The sequence below is a fragment of the Rhodococcus sp. EPR-147 genome (assembly GCF_001647185.1).
Lineage (GTDB): Bacteria > Actinomycetota > Actinomycetes > Mycobacteriales > Mycobacteriaceae > Rhodococcoides.
This window is the reverse complement of sequence record NZ_LVCU01000287.1, coordinates 19,759-36,075: the sequence shown is the minus strand read 5'-3', so window position 1 is coordinate 36,075 and position 16,317 is coordinate 19,759. Positions and strand designations below refer to the sequence as shown.

Genomic DNA, 16,317 nt, shown 5'->3' with positions numbered 1-16,317 from the left:
TTCCGATCGATCAGATCAAGGCCGTGCGCGAGGTGATCACCGAGGTTGTTCGCGAGCAGGATGCGAAGATGCCGCCGGAGTTGTTGGTGGTCAACAAGATCGACGCTGCTGATCCGGTGCAGCTGACCCAGCTGCGCGGATTGCTCGACGGCGCGCGGTTCGTCTCGGCCAAGACCGGCGAGGGAATCGACGCCCTGCGAGATCACCTGGCCGAGATCCTCTCCGAGCCGGACGTGTTGGTCGACGTACTCGTGCCGTACACCCGTGGCGATCTGGTCGCGCGCATCCACACCGGCGGCCGGATCGTGAAATCCACCCATGAGGAAGAGGGCACGCGCGTGGAAGCGCGTGTGCCGCAATCGCTCGCGGCAGCGCTGGTCGAGTTCACGGCAACCGGATCCACCGCCTGCTCTCGGTGGGGCCACGGCTGGTGGTGTGCGGAGCGGCCGCGGCTGCGGTCGCGACGACGGTCGCGTTGTCGGGGCCTGCCTTCGCAGCTCCGATCGAGACCGAAACGTATTGTCGACCAACCGATCCTGGTCTCGCCGAGTTGTCCGGCCTGACCTCGATCGACGGGGTCCTCTACGCAATCGGCGACAGCGGAGCCGATGATCGGGTCGCGGCGCTCGGTGCCGACTGCACGGTCGAGCGATGGATCGACGTTCCCGTCGACCCGTACGACGTCGAGGACCTGACGTCGTACGACGGCTCGCTGTGGTTGGCGGACATCGGCGATAATCAGATGCGGCGCGACACAGTGGCATTGACGCGCATGGACCCGGCATCGGGTGCGGGCGAACTGTACCGACTGACCTACCCGGACGGCGCACACGACGCCGAGGCGATCCTGATCGAGCCCGGTGGTAGACCGGTGATCGTCACCAAGGAACTCTCGGGCGTGAGCGGGGTGTACGTACCTGCAGGCGACGAATCGGTCACCGATCTGAGCAGTCCAGGGCCGACGCCGATGCGCAAGGTGGGAGATCTGGCGTTCACCGCAACGGACACGGTCGGTGGGCCGCCGTTCGTGGTCGGATCGATATTGGCGACCGGGGGAGCGGTGAGCGCCGACGGCACCGTCGCCGCGGTGCGCACGTACACCGACGCGTACCTGTTCGATTCGTCCGATGGCGATATTGCGTCCGCGCTGGTCGATCCTGCCACGCCGCGGGCAGTGACGGCTTTGCCCGATCAACCGCAGGGCGAGGCACTGGCGTTCCTCGACGACGGAAGTCTGCTCCTGGCGTCGGAAGCGGGTTACGCTCCGACGGACGGAAGCCTTCCGCCGATTCTTCGATTCACGGATGCGCGGTCTCTCGAACTCGCTGTTCCGGAGCCCACCGCCGCCGAATCCAGTGCGCCGCAGTCGGTGTCGCCGACCTCGAGCGCAGATCGGTCGCCGCAAACGCCGACAGCGACGGACTCGGAATGGGAGTTCCGAGCGGCCGTCGCTGCCGGTGTGGTGCTGATCGCTGGAGCGGTGGGATTCACCGTCCGGCGATCGATGCGCTCTGGTTAGGCGTCGCAGGAGTGGAGCCTGCGGAACGACCTATGCGTCGCAGGAGTGGAGCCTGCGGAACGACTTATGCGTCCAAGTCTGCTTCGACGAGGGCGACGACCTTGTCGAGTGCGGCCTGGTCGTCGCTGCTGACGGTGACTTCGGTGCCCTTGGTGGCGCCGAGCGTCATGATCATCAGGGCCGAACCTGCATCCACCGGCTCCGAGTCGGCCACTGCGAGGGTGACGTCTACGCCGGCTTCGGCGACGGCGTCGGCGATCAGTGCTGCGGGGCGGGCGTGCAGACCGATCGAGGATCCGACGGCGACTGTGGTGCTGGGCATGGTGCTCCTTCGTAGTGGGGTTGTTGCGATCGTAGCGAGTGTCAGACGGTGGCGAGTGCGGGATCGAGTTCGGCGTCCGACGGGGCGTTCTTGCCCTTGACGAACTGCTTGGCCGAGACGACCAGGAACGCCGAGACGATGGTGCCCGCTGCCAGCGAAAGGATGAACCACAGGATGTTTCCGATCGCGAAGAACACGAAGATGCCGCCGTGGGGTGCGCTGAGGGTGACGTCGAACGCCATGATCATCGCACCGGTCACTGCGCCGCCGGCCATCATCGAGGGGATGACGCGGAACGGGTCCGCCGCGGCGAACGGGATTGCGCCCTCGGAGATGAATGCAGCTCCCAGGAACCACGCGGCTTTGCCGTTCTCGCGTTCGGCTTCGGTGAACAGGCGTGCGCGGACGGTCGAGGCGAGTGCCATGGCGAGCGGCGGCACCATTCCGGCGGCCATGACCGCTGCCATGATGCGGAGCGACGCGGTGTCGGTGACCGACAGGCCTGCGGTGGCGAATGCGTAGGCTGCCTTGTTGACCGGTCCGCCGAGGTCGAAGCACATCATCAGGCCGAGAATGATGCCGAGGATGATGACCGAGGAACCGCTGAGGCCGTTGAGCCAGTCGGTGAGTCCACTGGTGATCGCGGCGAGTGGCTTGCCGAGCAGCAGAAACATGATCGCGCCGACGATGAGTGTGGCGAAGAGCGGAATGATGACGACCGGCATGAGTCCGCGCAGAACTGCGGGGATCTTCCACTTGCTGATCCAGAGTGCGACGAAGCCGGCGATCAGACCACCGACGAGACCGCCGATGAAGCCTGCACCCACCAGAACGGCCACCGCACCTGCGGTGAATCCTGGTGCCAGACCTGGTCTGTCGGCAATGGCGTAGGAAATGTAGCCGGCCAGTGCTGGCACCAGGAAGCTGAAGGACAGCGCGCCGATCTGGAAGGGCACGGCAGCGAGGTAGGCGGCGATTCCGCCTTCGGGCAGTGAGGTGATGGAGTTGTTGACGACGATATCCTCGGCAACTCCGGAGATCTCGTATCCGCCGAGCAGGAAGCCGAGAGCGATCAGCAGACCACCGGCCGCGACGAACGGGATCATGTAGCTGACGCCGGTGAGCAGGATCTGGCGGATGCGGGTGCCCCAGCCGAGTTCACTTGCGGAGTCGTTCGATCCGGCAGCCACTGCGGTACCGCCGACGCGAGCTGCGTCCGGGTTCAGTGCAGCGCGTAGGGCTTCGGTGAGCATGACGTCGGGCTCGTTGATGGCGCGCTTGACGCCCGAGGAGATGACGGGCTTGCCGGCGAAACGCTCGCGGCCCTTGACGCCCACATCGGTGGCGAAGATGACTGCTTCGGCTCCGGCGATGATCTTCGGGTCCAGCGGCGTGCTGCCGCTCGAGCCCTGGGTCTCGACGTGCACCGTGACTCCGGCGCGCTCACCGGCGGCGACCAGGGAATCGGCAGCCATGTAGGTGTGCGCGATTCCGGTGGGGCAGGCGGTGACTGCGACGATGTGCTTCGGGGCAGTGGCCTCGGCCGGAGTGGCGGCCGCGCTGTGCTTGGCGGTCGACACGGGGGCTGCCGCAGTGGTCGTCGCGGCCGGCTTGGCAGCAGGATTGATGACGCCGTCGACGAGTGTGACGATCTCGGTTGCCGAGGACGCGTTGCGCAGCGAGGTGACGAACTCCGGCTTGACCAGGGCACGCGCCAGGCTGGAAAGCAACTTCATGTGTGCGGATCCGGCTCCGGCCGGCGCGGCGATGAGGAACACGAGGTCGGCGGGGCCGTCGGGGGCTCCGAAATCGACCTTGGGGTTCAGTCGGGCGAATCCGAGCGAGGCCGAGGTGACCGCTTCGGATCGGCAGTGCGGGATGGCGATTCCGCCGGGCAGGCCTGTTGCCGACTGCGCTTCGCGGGCCAGAGCGGCGTCGCGCAGAGCATCGGTCTCGGTTGCGCGACCCGCGGAAGCCAGAACGCCTGCGAGGCGTTCGATGACGGCTTCCTTGGATTCGCCGAGATCGGCGTCGAGGAGGATCAGATCCTCGGCGATGATCTGCTGATCTTCGGTGGGGGTGGACATTGAGGACTCCTAGAGACTGTTCGAGGAAGGGTAGAGCGTGGACGGGCTGACGGAGGTGGGGATGTCGAGCGCACGGACCGTCACCGAATTCGGATGGGTCTGCTCGGGCAGTGGAAGCGTGGTGCCTGGAAGCGCGGTTGCCGCCGTTCCGTAGGCGACGGCGCGGCGAAGTTTGTCTGCGTCGGAACAGTTCTCGGCGTCGGCGAGGATGTAGCCGGCGAGCGAGGAATCGCCTGCGCCGACCGTGCTGACCGCGGTGATCGGGGGTGGGCTGGCGTACCAGGATCCGCCGGAGGTGACCAGCACGGCTCCGGCGCTGCCGAGAGTGGCCAACACCGCGCCGACACCTCGGCCGAGAAGGATGGTGCTGGCTGCGATCGCAGCCGTCGGATCACCCTGCGCCGCTGCGCTTTCCAACTCTTCGGAATCGTACCCGGTGAGTTGGGCGAGTTCCTCGGAATTGGGTTTGATCAGATCGGGTGCCGACGCCGGGAAGGCCGCCGCGAGAGCGAGCAGTGGCTCGTCGGAGGTATCCACCGCAACTTTCGCCGACGTGGCACGCAGCGCCGTGACGAGCTCGGCGTACCAGTCGACGGGCAGACCGGGCGGAAGCGAACCGGAGAGCACCACCCATTCGGCATCGACTGCGAGAGAGAGGATTCGCTCCCGCAGCTCGGTGCGGGTCTGCTCCGACACCGTCGCACCGGGCTCGTTGATCTTGGTGGTGGTGCCACCGACCTCGCTCACCGTGATGTTGGTACGGGCCGGCCCCGACGTCGGAACGGCGGAGTACCGCACGCCCTTGTCGGACATCGCGTCGAGCAGCGGGTCTCCGACATTGGCCGGGAGTACGGCCATCGCGTCGATTCCGGATCCGCCGAGGACACGAGCGACGTTGACGCCCTTGCCACCCGGGTCGGAGACCGACGTCGATGCCCGGTGCACGCCCCCGCGAACCAGTGGTGTGTCGAGCGTGACCGTGCGGTCGATGCTCGGGTTGGCCGTGAGTGTGACCATCATGCGATCACCACCTCGATTCCTTTGTCGCTGAGCTTCTTACGGTCGTTGTTCGAGATATCGCTGTCGGTGACGATCACGTCGATGGACTGCACTCGGGCGAAGCTGACGAGGTGCTCGCGTCCGATCTTCGACGAATCTGCGAGCACCACAACGTGGTTGGCTGCATCGACCATCGCGCGCTTGACGGCTGCCTCGTCGCTGTCCGGGGTGGACAGGCCGTGCCCGACGCTGATGGCGTTGGTACCGATGAACGCGACGTCCACCCGTAGCCATTCGAGGGCGCGCAGTGCTTCGTCGCCGACGGCAGCCTGGGTGGTTCCGCGCACCCGCCCGCCGAGCAGTCGAAGACTCACGCTCGGCATGGTTGCGGCCCGGGCGGCGATCGGCACCGAGTTGGTCACCAGAGTCAGCTCGCGGTCGTGGGGAAGCAGCCCCGCCAACCGGCCCGTCGTGGTGCCCGCGTCGAACACCGCACTGCCGCCCACCGGTGGCAGAAAGGACAACGCCGCGGCTGCGATGGCGTCCTTCTGGTCGGCGCGGGTGAACTCTCGCTCGGAGACGCCGGGCTCGAGTGTGGTCAGTGCGGACGCGGGTACTGCTCCACCGTGGACGCGGCGGACGACTCCCATTCGGTCGAGGGTGGCGAGATCGCGTCGCACGGTTTCGGTGGTGACGCCGTACGTGGCCGACAGATCGTTGACGGAGACGCGGCCGTGCGTGCTGATCAGTTCGGCGATGGCGTGTTGGCGTTCTTCGGCGTACACCTGCGTCTCCTTCCCGGTTGATGTTGCTTTATGTTGTTTTACGCCCGTGTGTGTTGACATGTCAAGGGTTTGGAGTAATCTCGGTCACAACACAGGCAAGTGAGTGAGTACGCCACAGCTCGCCGAACAGATGCGATGACCTTTGTTCACGCAGGATCCGAGGAGGACCACATGACGGGATCGGTTAGCACCGCTTCGACCGCACACACCGACACCACAGTCGATGCAGCCGGGGCCGGAGCAGCGCAGACGACACTGCGCGGCACACCCGTCGTGCCCGGCGTCGGATACGGCCCCGTCATTCGTCCCGGTGCCCGACCGTCCATCCCGGCCGACACCGGCGAGGTCGCCGAGGCGGATCGGGAGGCCGAGAAGGCTGTCTTCGACGCCGCAGCGAATGCTGTCGCCTCCCGACTACGCGGTCGTGCGGAACTCGCGACCGGCGCTGCTTCGGAGGTTCTGTCTGCCAACGCCGCGATGGCCACCGACCGCGGATGGCTCGGTGCCGCTCGGTCCTCGATCGCCAAGGGTAGTTCTGCCGTCACGGCAACGGCGGCGGCAACGGAGAAGTTCGCCGCGATGTTCACCCAGCTCGGCGGACTGATGGCCGAGCGCGTGACCGATCTGCGCGACATTCGCGATCGCGTCATCGCCGAGATACTCGGCGTTCCGGAGCCCGGTGTTCCGGTACCCGAGCAACCGTCGGTGCTGTTCGCCGACGATCTTGCGCCCGCCGACACCGCAGGTCTGGACCCCACCCTGATCGTCGGACTCGCCACCTCGCTGGGCGGTCCGACCAGTCACACCGCGATCATTGCGCGCCAGCTGGGCATTCCGTGCATCGTCGCCGTGGCTGGGCTCGACGACATCGCCGCGGGTACGAACGCATCCGTCGACGGAACCAGCGGCCGCATCGATCTCGAACCCGACGCCGACTCGGCCCGCGCTGCCGTCGTGTCTGCCCGTGACGAGCTCGACCGGGTATCCCAGTGGGTCGGTCCCGGAACCACCGCCGACGGCCACGCAGTCGACATTCTCGCCAACGTCCAGGACGGTGCCGGTGCTCGCGCGGCGCGGTCGAGCGCAGCGGACGGCGTCGGTCTGTTTCGCACCGAACTGTGCTTTCTGGACCGCGACTCCGAACCCACCGTCGACGAGCAGGCCGACATCTACCCACAGGTACTCGACGCGTTCGCAGGCAAGAAGGTCGTCGTTCGGACTCTCGATGCCGGCTCGGACAAGCCACTTCGGTTCGCCACTCATCCCGACGAGGCCAACCCGGCACTGGGCATTCGCGGCATCCGCATCGCCGAGGCCGACCGAGGGATTCTGTATCGTCAGCTCGACGGCATCGCAGCAGCCGCGAAGGCGACCGATTCCTCCCCGTGGGTGATGGCTCCGATGATCGCGACCGCGCTGGAGGCAAAGGATTTCGCTGCCGACGTCCGCGAGCGCGGACTCACTCCGGGTGTCATGATCGAGATCCCCGCCGCCGCTCTGCTCGCCGAACACATCCTCGAGCACGTCGACTTCCTGTCCATCGGCACCAACGATCTGGCGCAGTACACGATGGCCGCCGACCGCATGTCCGCTCAGCTCGCCGGCCTGACCGATCCGTGGCAGCCGGCCGTGCTGGCACTGGTGGCGCACACCGCGGCCGCGGGAGCCAAGGCGGGCAAGCCCGTCGGAGTCTGCGGTGAGGCCGCTGCCGATCCGCTGCTGGCCTGCGTGCTGGTAGGGCTCGGCATCACCTCGCTCTCGGCTGCGTCGGCTGCCGTCGCGCATGTCGGGTCGAAACTGGCAACGGTCACGCTCGCTCAGTGCAAGGAAGCGGCCGCGGCCGCCCTGAAAACGGACAGCACCGCCGCTGCCCGCGAGGCAGTGAGCGCGATTCTCGGCTGATCCAATAGTGTTGCCTTCCATCATGAGAACTCTCGGTTGGACGCTGCACGGAAACGGAAAGACCGTCGACGCCGGGGCGGTGGTCTCGCCCGACGAGCGATTGACGTGGCCCCGCACCATCGGTATCGGAATGCAGCATGTGGTCGCGATGTTCGGCGCGACCCTGTTGGTTCCGACGATCACCGGATTTCCGGTGTCGACGACGCTGCTGTTCTCGGGCATAGGGACGGCGCTGTTCCTGCTCATCACCCGAGGCCGGGTGCCCAGCTACCTGGGTTCCTCCTTCGCGTTCCTGGCCCCGCTCGGTGCCACCCAAGCGAACGGACCTGCCGCCCAGCTCGGAGCCGTCCTGTGTGTGGGCGTCGTACTGGCAGCAGTGGGCTTCGTGGTGAAGTTCGCAGGGCAGCGGGTACTCGACGCGGCGATGCCGCCCATCGTGACCGGAGCCGTCGTGGTGCTCATCGGGCTGAACCTGGCACCGGCCGCCACCACGTCGTTCGAGGCACAGCCGCTGATCGCAGCCATCACCCTGGTCGCGATTCTGCTGGCGACAGCGGTGGGGCCCGGCCTGATCGGGCGACTGGGAATTCTGCTCGGCGTCGTCGTGGGTTGGGTGTTCGCCGCAGTCACCGGAGGGATCGCGCAACCGCGACTCGACGCACTCAGCGCTGCGAGCTGGATCGGTCTGCCCGAGTTTCGTGGACCGTCGTTCGAGCTGTCGGTGATCCTCGTGGCGCTGCCGGTGGTGATCGTCCTGGTCGCCGAGAACGTGGGGCACGTCAAAGCCGTCGCCGCGATGACCGGCAAGAACCTCGACGATGTGGCCGGCGACGCCTTGATCGCCGACGGGCTGGCGACCACGCTGGCCGGAGCAGGCGGCGGTTCGGGAACCACCACCTACGCGGAGAACATCGGCGTCATGGCGGCCACTCGTGTCTACTCGACCGCCGCGTACTGGGTCGCATCGATCACCGCGACGGTGCTCGCGTTCTCGCCCAAGTTCGGTGCACTGATCTTCACCGTGCCCGACGGGGTCATCGGCGGCGCAACCCTGGTTCTGTACGGCCTCATCGGGCTGTTGGGCGTACGCATCTGGACCGACGCGAAGGTCGACTTCACCGATCCGGTCAATCTCATGGTCGTCGCTGCCGCGCTCGTCGCCGGAATCGGTGACCTGACGCTGTCCGTCGGATCGGTCGAGCTCGGCGGTATCGCGTGGGGTTCGGTCGGCATCCTTCTCGGGTACCCGATCGTCTCGGCGCTCGCGAGAAGCGCGGGCAAGCGCGCACGGTAGCGGGGTCGGTCACGAATCGCGCGCGTTTTGGTCATCGACCTCCGTGACGTCCCGAACGTACTGTTGGAGCGTGACGTCAGTCGTACCGACGACCGCGAATGACACCGTTCACAGGTCGATGTCGGTATGCACCGAACAAGGAGATCTGCGTGGAACGCACACTTTTCGAGCCCGAGCACGAGCTGTTCCGGGAGTCGTACCGGAAGTTTCTCGATCAGCACGTAGCGCCGAACCATGCGAAGTGGGAAGAGCAGAACATCGTCGACCGCGACGTCTGGGTCGAGGCCGGTAAGCAGGGCTTCCTCGGAACGGCAGCGCCCGAGGAATTCGGCGGCGGCGGAGTCAAGGACTTCCGCTACAACGCCATCGTCACCGAGGAAACCACCCGCGGCGGATACAGCGGTATCGGCTTCACCCTGCACAACGACGTCGTCGCGCCGTATTTCATCGACCTTGCCAACGACGAGCAGAAGCAGCGCTGGCTCCCCGGATTCTGCTCCGGCGAACTGATCACCGCGATCGCGATGACCGAGCCCGGCACCGGAAGCGACCTGCAGGGCATCAAGACCAAGGCTGTCCGTGACGGCGACGACTGGGTGCTCAACGGCTCGAAGACGTTCATCACCAACGGAATCAACGCCGACCTGATCATCGTCGTGGCCTGCACCGACCCCGAGAAGGGCGCACAGGGCTTCAGTCTGCTGGTCGTCGAACGCGACATGCCCGGATTCGAGCGCGGCCGCAACCTCGACAAGATCGGCATGAAGGCTCAGGACACCGCCGAACTCAGCTTCACCGACGTGCGCGTGCCCGCCGCCAACCTGCTGGGCGAGGAAGGCATGGGCTTCATCTACCTCATGCAGAATCTGCCCCAGGAACGCCTGTCGATCGCCGTCGTCGCGGCCGCCGCGATGGAATCCGCGCTCGAGATGACGATCCAGTACTGCCGCGACCGCAAGGCCTTCGGAAAGTCGATCGGCAAGTTCCAGAACACCCGATTCGTGTTGGCGGAGTTGGCCACCGAGACCACCGCCACCCGCATCATGGTGGACAAGTTCATCGAACTGCTCAACGAAGACAAGCTGACCGTGCAAGAAGCTGCCATGGCGAAATGGTGGACTACCGAGAACCAGGTCAAACTGATCGACCGGTGCCTGCAGTTGCACGGTGGCTACGGCTACATGAAGGAATACCCGATCGCCAAGGCGTACATGGACTCCCGCGTGCAGACCATCTACGGCGGCACCACCGAAATCATGAAGGAGATCATCGGCCGCGGATTGAATCTGTGATCCGCTGATCCGAAGCACGCTAAGGGCCGCAGCACATGTGCTGCGGCCCTTCGCATGTCACTGCCGTGACAATCTCTACAGCTTGCGCATCACGGTCACGACCTTGCCGAGGATCGCGGCGTTGTTGCCCGGAATGGGCTCGAACAGCGGATTGTGCGGCAACAGCCACACCTCGCCCTTGGACCGCTTGAACGTCTTGACGGTGGCCTCCCCGTCGATCATCGCAGCGACGATGTCACCGTTGTCGGCCACGGACTGCTGACGAACCACCACCCAGTCGCCGTCGCAGATGGCCGCGTCGATCATCGACTCGCCGACCACCTTGAGCAGAAACAGTGAGCCCTGACCGACCAGCTCGCGGGGGAGCGGGAACACGTCCTCGACGGCCTCTTCGGCCAGGATCGGACCGCCGGCTGCGATCCGGCCAAGCACCGGCACGAACGTCGGGGTCGGCAACCGATCCTGTTCCTCGGACGCCGACGAACCGTCGACCGCGGCGGCAGCCTGGTCGGCCTGCACCTCGTCGAGACCCCGGACGTCGACGGCACGGGGGCGGTTGGCGTCGCGCCTGAGGAAACCCTTGCGCTCGAGGGTGCGCAGCTGGTGAGCAACGGAGGAGGTCGATGTCAGACCGACCGCATCGCCGATCTCGCGGATGCTGGGCGGGTAGCCGCGCTCGGTGACCGACGCGCGAATGACCTCGAGTACCTTCCGCTGCCGCTCGGTCAGACCCGCACTGATGTCGGTGCCGACCTCCATGGCCTTGGATGTGGGTTCCGCAGCCGGCTTTCCTGCTGCGGCCTTGGTGGCGGTGGCCTTGGCTCCGGTCGTCCTGGAACCCGTCGTCGTGGAACGCGTGGTCGACCTCGTCGAGGTCTCGTCCTTCATGCTGTCGGCCTCCTGCTGGTGTCCTGGGATCCGGTCTGCGGGATAGGTCTGCGCGTACTGGAGTTGATGGTGTCGACTCGTGTGGCGTGTGGTTTCTGACACGAATCTAGCGTGTATCAGCTGTTGAATCAAACATCTGTTCGACTCGTGTCGCGTTTTCTGCAGACTTTGTCGGAGGCTCGTGATAGAACTTCGAACAAGCGTCCATCGAACGCCTGATCGAACAATCGATCCAACGAGCGATTCAACGAGCGAAGTCGAGGTTCCGATGACCATCATCACCGATCGCCCCACCGCCGCCGGTGTCCGTGCCCGGTCCACCGTCGTCGAGCGTCGTCGCCGGGCCCGTCCCGTTCTGCGGAGTCCCCTCGGGATGCACGGCGTCACCACGGTGCCTCGCACACAGAGCGCACCGTGCCTTCCGGTCCTCGACCCGTCGTGGACCGACGTCACCGACCGCGAGGATGCCGATCGCGAGTTCGACGCGACCTCCGCGCACTTCGCGAGCCAGCCGGTTCGACTGCGATCGCTGGTGTTGTGGATGCTCGCAGTGGTCGTCGTGGCCGGTGGTCTGATCGGCATCGCGAACCTGCGAGCAGTCGCACCCGATGCAGGTGTGCAGCCGGCCGGTGTGGTCGAAGTGCACGACGGGGCTCTCGTCGAGTACACGACCGGCAGATGACCACCGCCCCCGTCGGGTTCGAGAAGGCTGAGTATCCTCGGTGGACTGCCCCGATGTGCGTGCTCGTCGTCGGAGCATCGGCTACGACGGAGGGTCCCTCATGCATTGCCCGTTCTGCAGGCATCCCGACTCACGCGTGGTCGATTCGCGTGAGATGGACGAGGGACAGGCAATCCGGCGGCGTCGCTCCTGCCCGGAGTGCGGTCGTCGTTTCACGACCGTCGAGGCAGCAGTGCTTGCAGTCGTGAAGCGCAGCGGCGTGACCGAGCCGTTCAGCCGCGAGAAGGTCGTCAAGGGAGTTCGACGCGCGTGCCAGGGCAGAGATGTCGACAACGATGCGCTGAACCTGCTGGCACAGCAGGTCGAGGACGCCATCCGTGCAGCGGGATCAGCGGAGATCCCCAGCAACGAAGTGGGATTGGCCATTCTCGGTCCGCTCCGTGATCTGGACGAAGTGGCGTACCTGCGCTTCGCCTCCGTGTACCGCTCGTTCAGTTCGGCCGAGGACTTCGAGAAGGAAATCCACGAACTGCGTAAGCACCGCGAGTCCGCCGACATCGACTGACAGTTCCGCCCGTCAGCGGCTCTGGTCCGAGATCGCCTTCTCGATGCGCTTCTCGGAGACCGGATACGCCGTACGAATCCCTTGGGCGAACAGTCCCACGCGCAGCTCCTCGATCATCCAGAACAACTCCTGCACCCCGGAACTGTTCTTTCTGCTCTCCGGAAGCGAATCCAGCAGTCGTCCGTACGACGCGTACACCCGATCGAGTACATCCATCGCCGCCGCGTCACGGCCTGCGCTGCTCGGCAGAGTGGCCAACCGCTTCGTCGCCGCCGCGAGATAGCGCGGCAGGTCCGCCAATCTGCGAGAACCGAACTCGGTGACGAATCCGCGAAAGATCAAGCCGTCGAGCTGCTCCCGAACATCGTCTGCCGGCTCACCCGAGGCTGATTGCAGTTGCGCCGACAAAGCCAGGGCAGCGGTCAGCACAGGACGAACCAGGGCGAGGACCGCGGCGGTACGCTGCGGAACCTCCGCGTGCACGAGCGCCCTGAGCTTGTCGAAAGCCTCGGGATCTCGTACCGGTCCACCGTGCGCGTCCATTGCTTCCTCGACCGCGAGAACCCGGCATTCCTCGAGCAGTGCATCGACTCCGCCGTACGGATTCTGGCCGAGGGCAAGCCGTTCCGCCGTCGGTAATCCGGCCAACAGTGCTTTGGTGCCCTTCGGCGCAGTCGACAGCAGCAGAGCCCTGGTTCCGGAACGCATCGCTGCCCGCTGCTGAGCAGGGGTGCTCAGGACTCGAACCGCCACGCCCGGTCCTTCCGGCACCAAAGCCGGATAGCCGGTGACCTTCTGGCCTCCCACATCTCGGGTGACGGTCGACTCCAACCGTCCCAGCGTGCTCGAGGTCCACGCCAGCGAGGGCGCACGCTCGGCGTCACCCACCGCGCTGGCCACCTGACGGCCGACCTCACCGGACAAACCGGTACGCAGAGCGGTCAGATCCTTGTTGCTGCCCAACACTTTTCCGGACGGATCGACGGCCGCGAACGTCATTCTCAGGTGCTCGGGGAGTGCCGCGACATCGAAGTCCTTCGCCGTGATGTGGCACTGGGCCGCCCGCGAGAGCTCACGGGCCAATGCCGTCACCAACGTTTCGGCGCGGGGCCGCATGACCGCCAACGCCGCGGCTGCGAAGTCGGGGGCCGGTACGACATTGCGGCGCAACGCTTTCGGAAGCGTCTTGATCAGTGCGGTCACCAACTCGCCGCGCATCCCAGGGACCAGCCAGTCGAAGCCCACCGGCTGTACCTGAGCGAGCAGAGCGATCGGAATTCGTGCGGTGACGCCGTCGGCCGCCGTGCCCGGCTCGAACTGGTAGGTCAGGGGAAACTGGATCTCGCCCTGTCGCCATGCGTCGGGATACGCGCCGGTCAGTACCGAGGCCGCGTCGGAGTTGACGACGGTGTCGGTGGTGAAGTCGAGCAGCGCCGGGTCCTGTCTGCGGGCCTTCTTCCACCAGGTGTCGAAGTGCCGTGCCGACACCGCCTCCGGGGCGATGCGGGCGTCGTAGAAGTCGAACAGAGCTTCGTCGTCGACGACGATGTCTCGCCGTCGGGCGCGATGTTCGAGTTCACCCACGTCGTCGAGCAGTGCCCTGTTCTTGTGGAAGAAGGCATGCTGGGTCTTCCACTCGCCCTCCACCAGCGCATGTCTGATGAACAGCTCTCGGGACGCCTCGGGGTCGATACGGTGATAGTTCACCGGACGTTGCGTCACCAACGGAATGCCGTACAGCGTCACCCGCTCGTAGGCCATCGCCGATTCACGCTTGATCGACCAATGTGGTTCCGAGTACGTCCGCTTGACCAGATGCGGTGCCAACCGCTCGGCCCACTCCGGCTCGATGCGAGCAGCCATACGGCCCCACAGGCGCCCGGTCTCGACCAGCTCGGCGGCCATGACCCAGCGCGGGGGCTTCTTGAACAGACCCGAACCGGGGAATATCGCGAAGTGAGCTCCGCGCGCGCCGAGGAACTCGCGCTTGTCCCCCTCCCGGAGTCCGACGTGCGAGAGCAGCCCGGACAGCAGCGACTGATGCAGGGCGGTCTCGGTGGAATCGGCGTCGGGCACCGTCCACCCGAGCCCGCGGGTGATCTGACGCAGTTGGCCGTGCAGATCCTGCCACTCGCGAATACGTAGGTAATGCAGGAACTCTGTTCGGCACATGCGTCGGAACTGGTTGGAGGACAATTCGTTTCGCTGCTCGCGCAGATACGTCCACAGTTTCACGTACGCCAGGAAGTCGGAGTTCTCCACTGCGAAGCGTGCATGCTTCTCGTCCGCTGCCTGCTGATGCTCGGCGGGCCGCTCCCGAACGTCCTGAATCGACAGGGCCGCCACAACCACCAACGCGTCGCGAAGAGAGCCGTTGCCGTTGGCCTCGACGAGCATCCGAGCCATCCGAGGATCGACCGGCAGCGCCGAGAGTTCCCGGCCGATCGGGGTCAGCTCTGCAGTGCCGTCCTTGGTGGCCGGCTTCAGCGCCCCGAGTTCTTCGAGCAGTCCGATTCCGTCCCTGATACTGCGCGGATCGGGCGGTTCGACGAACGGGAACGCGTCGATCTTGCCCAGCCCGAGTGCGGTCATCTGCAGGATGACCGACGCCAGGTTGGTGCGCAGTATCTCCGGCTCGGTGAACTGTGGACGTGACTCGAAATCCTCTTCGGAATACAGCCGGATGCAGATGCCGTCGGCGACGCGGCCACAGCGGCCGGCCCGCTGCCGCGCCGACGCCTGGGAGATCGGCTCGATGGGGAGTCGTTGCACCTTGGTGCGCAACGAATATCGCGAGATGCGGGCGGTACCGGGGTCGACCACGTAGCGGATGCCAGGGACCGTCAGCGATGTTTCCGCGACGTTCGTCGAGAGCACCACGCGTCGGCCCGAATGCGGGGAGAACACTCGGTGTTGTTCGGCTGCAGAGAGTCTCGCATACAGAGGAACGATATCGGTGTTGCGGAGATTGCGATCGTTCAGGGCGTCGGCGGTGTCGCGAATCTCGCGTTCACCGGACAGGAACACCAGAATGTCGCCATCGCCCTCGGCCATCAGCTCGTCGACGGCCTGGCAGGTCGCGTCGACGGGGTCGAGATCGATCGTGGTGTCCCCGGCGTCGACGGTCAGTGGCCGATAGCGCATCTCGACCGGGAACGTGCGACCGGAGACCTCGATGATCGGCGCGGGCACGCCGTCCCGCGCGAAGTGCTGGGCGAACCTTTCGGGGTCGATCGTCGCCGAGGTGATGACGATCTTGAGGTCGGGACGCCGGGGGAGAAGCTGCGCCAGGTAACCCAGGATGAAGTCGATGTTGAGGCTGCGCTCGTGCGCTTCGTCGATGATCAGGGTGTCGTACTGTCGCAGCAGTCTGTCTCGCTGGATCTCCGCCAGCAGGATGCCGTCGGTCATCAGCTTGACGAGGGTCGAATCCGAGGACTGGTCGGTGAATCTCACCTTGTAGCCGATGGATTCACCCAGGGGCTCGCCCACCTCCTCGGCGATGCGTTCGGCCACCGTGCGGGCAGCGAGGCGTCGAGGCTGAGTGTGGCCGATCGAACCGCGAATTCCGCGGCCCAGTGCGAGAGCGATCTTGGGAATCTGAGTGGTCTTACCCGAGCCGGTCTCACCGGCGACGATGACGACCTGGTGTTCGGCGATGGCGGCAGCGATGTCGTCCTTGCGCAGACTGACCGGAAGCGACTCGGGGAACTCGAGGGTCGGCACCGCCGCCCGGCGATTGGCCACTACCGTCTCGGCGCGGGCGACATCGCGTTCGAGAGCGGCCAACGCGTCGTCGGTACGAGCCTTGTCCAGTCGCCGCCGCAGCCGGTTCTCGTCCCGGATCGTGACGTCTGCCAGACGTGGGGTGAGAGATTTTCGCTGACCGGACAAATTCGAGGTAGACATACTCGCTCCAGGATATCCGCATCGACGCAACCGTCGTGAATGGCGGCCGAGACTGTGCCAGGATCGCCGTATG

The 16,317-nt window shown here is 65.8% G+C and carries 12 protein-coding genes and 1 pseudogene; 7 read left to right on the top strand and 6 right to left on the bottom strand.

Annotated features, from left to right (window positions below; all coding sequences use genetic code 11):
* Positions 1 to 563, top strand: a pseudogene (locus A2J02_RS27245) (hypothetical protein); the annotation flags it as partial.
* Positions 551 to 1,519, top strand: coding sequence for a hypothetical protein (locus A2J02_RS13705; protein WP_231911457.1), 969 nt, complete (start codon positions 551 to 553; stop codon positions 1,517 to 1,519). The pseudogene A2J02_RS27245 and the gene A2J02_RS13705, both read left to right, overlap by 13 nt.
* Before the next feature lie 64 nt (positions 1,520 to 1,583).
* Here A2J02_RS13705 and A2J02_RS13700 read toward each other — a convergent pair whose 3' ends face one another.
* From A2J02_RS13700 to A2J02_RS13685, 4 genes are read right to left on the bottom strand one after another with little or no spacing between them, the layout of a single operon-like run.
* Positions 1,584 to 1,841: an HPr family phosphocarrier protein gene (locus A2J02_RS13700; protein WP_068050678.1), complete on the bottom strand. Its 258-nt coding sequence runs from the start codon at positions 1,839 to 1,841 to the stop codon at positions 1,584 to 1,586.
* A gap of 41 nt (positions 1,842 to 1,882) precedes the next feature.
* Positions 1,883 to 3,928 carry a PTS fructose transporter subunit IIABC gene (locus tag A2J02_RS13695; RefSeq protein WP_068050677.1) on the bottom strand — a complete coding sequence of 682 codons (2,046 nt, stop codon included), beginning with the start codon at positions 3,926 to 3,928 and terminating at the stop codon, positions 1,883 to 1,885.
* Positions 3,929 to 3,937: 9 nt separating this feature from the next.
* The gene (locus tag A2J02_RS13690) at positions 3,938 to 4,948 is read right to left on the bottom strand and encodes a 1-phosphofructokinase family hexose kinase (protein ID WP_068050676.1); all 1,011 of its coding nucleotides are present in this window, start codon (positions 4,946 to 4,948) and stop codon (positions 3,938 to 3,940) included.
* Positions 4,945 to 5,712 (bottom strand): DeoR/GlpR family DNA-binding transcription regulator, encoded by a 768-nt coding sequence (locus tag A2J02_RS13685; protein WP_068050675.1) that lies wholly within the window; start codon positions 5,710 to 5,712, stop codon positions 4,945 to 4,947. The genes A2J02_RS13690 and A2J02_RS13685 overlap by 4 nt, the downstream gene beginning before the upstream one ends.
* Positions 5,713 to 5,883: 171 nt before the next feature.
* Between A2J02_RS13685 and ptsP the strand changes: the two genes are divergently transcribed.
* From ptsP to A2J02_RS13670, 3 genes are all read left to right on the top strand, one after another.
* Complete coding sequence (ptsP, locus tag A2J02_RS13680) at positions 5,884 to 7,614, top strand: phosphoenolpyruvate--protein phosphotransferase (RefSeq protein ID WP_231911456.1); 1,731 nt, start codon at positions 5,884 to 5,886, stop codon at positions 7,612 to 7,614.
* A 22-nt stretch (positions 7,615 to 7,636) separates the two neighbouring features.
* Entirely contained in the window at positions 7,637 to 8,908 is a 1,272-nt protein-coding gene (locus A2J02_RS13675; RefSeq protein ID WP_197478019.1) for a uracil-xanthine permease family protein, read from the top strand.
* A 149-nt stretch (positions 8,909 to 9,057) separates the two neighbouring features.
* Positions 9,058 to 10,200, top strand: a complete 1,143-nt coding sequence (locus A2J02_RS13670) for an acyl-CoA dehydrogenase family protein (RefSeq protein WP_068050674.1) — start codon at positions 9,058 to 9,060, stop codon at positions 10,198 to 10,200.
* A gap of 75 nt (positions 10,201 to 10,275) precedes the next feature.
* Here the strand turns inward: A2J02_RS13670 and lexA are convergent, their stop codons facing one another.
* Positions 10,276 to 10,959: a transcriptional repressor LexA gene (gene lexA, locus A2J02_RS13665; RefSeq protein WP_037189497.1), complete on the bottom strand. Its 684-nt coding sequence runs from the start codon at positions 10,957 to 10,959 to the stop codon at positions 10,276 to 10,278.
* A 397-nt stretch (positions 10,960 to 11,356) separates the two neighbouring features.
* Here lexA and A2J02_RS13660 point away from each other — a divergent pair, with 397 nt between their 5' ends.
* Both A2J02_RS13660 and nrdR read left to right on the top strand, forming a co-directional pair.
* Entirely contained in the window at positions 11,357 to 11,770 is a 414-nt protein-coding gene (locus A2J02_RS13660) for a hypothetical protein (protein ID WP_068050673.1), read from the top strand.
* A 100-nt stretch (positions 11,771 to 11,870) separates the two neighbouring features.
* Complete coding sequence (gene nrdR / locus A2J02_RS13655; RefSeq protein ID WP_008716872.1) at positions 11,871 to 12,335, top strand: transcriptional regulator NrdR; 465 nt, start codon at positions 11,871 to 11,873, stop codon at positions 12,333 to 12,335.
* 12 nt (positions 12,336 to 12,347) lie between these two features.
* On the opposite strand, the gene hrpA is transcribed toward nrdR, so the two are convergent.
* Positions 12,348 to 16,244 (bottom strand): ATP-dependent RNA helicase HrpA, encoded by a 3,897-nt coding sequence (hrpA, locus tag A2J02_RS13650; protein WP_068050672.1) that lies wholly within the window; start codon positions 16,242 to 16,244, stop codon positions 12,348 to 12,350.
* Positions 16,245 to 16,317 lie beyond the last annotated feature (73 nt).

Excerpts from the sequence above, each read along its gene's own strand:
- A2J02_RS13675 (WP_197478019.1), top strand. The coding sequence starts at position 7,637 with ATGAGAACTCTCGGTTGGACGCTGCACGGAAACGGAAAGACCGTCGAC.
- A2J02_RS13695 (WP_068050677.1), bottom strand. The coding sequence starts at position 3,928 with ATGTCCACCCCCACCGAAGATCAGCAGATCATCGCCGAGGATCTGATC.
- ptsP (WP_231911456.1), top strand. The coding sequence starts at position 5,884 with ATGACGGGATCGGTTAGCACCGCTTCGACCGCACACACCGACACCACA.
- A2J02_RS13700 (WP_068050678.1), bottom strand. The coding sequence starts at position 1,841 with ATGCCCAGCACCACAGTCGCCGTCGGATCCTCGATCGGTCTGCACGCC.
- A2J02_RS13660 (WP_068050673.1), top strand. The coding sequence starts at position 11,357 with ATGACCATCATCACCGATCGCCCCACCGCCGCCGGTGTCCGTGCCCGG.
- A2J02_RS13690 (WP_068050676.1), bottom strand. The coding sequence starts at position 4,948 with ATGATGGTCACACTCACGGCCAACCCGAGCATCGACCGCACGGTCACG.
- lexA (WP_037189497.1), bottom strand. The coding sequence starts at position 10,959 with ATGGAGGTCGGCACCGACATCAGTGCGGGTCTGACCGAGCGGCAGCGG.
- nrdR (WP_008716872.1), top strand. The coding sequence starts at position 11,871 with ATGCATTGCCCGTTCTGCAGGCATCCCGACTCACGCGTGGTCGATTCG.
- hrpA (WP_068050672.1), bottom strand. The coding sequence starts at position 16,244 with ATGTCTACCTCGAATTTGTCCGGTCAGCGAAAATCTCTCACCCCACGT.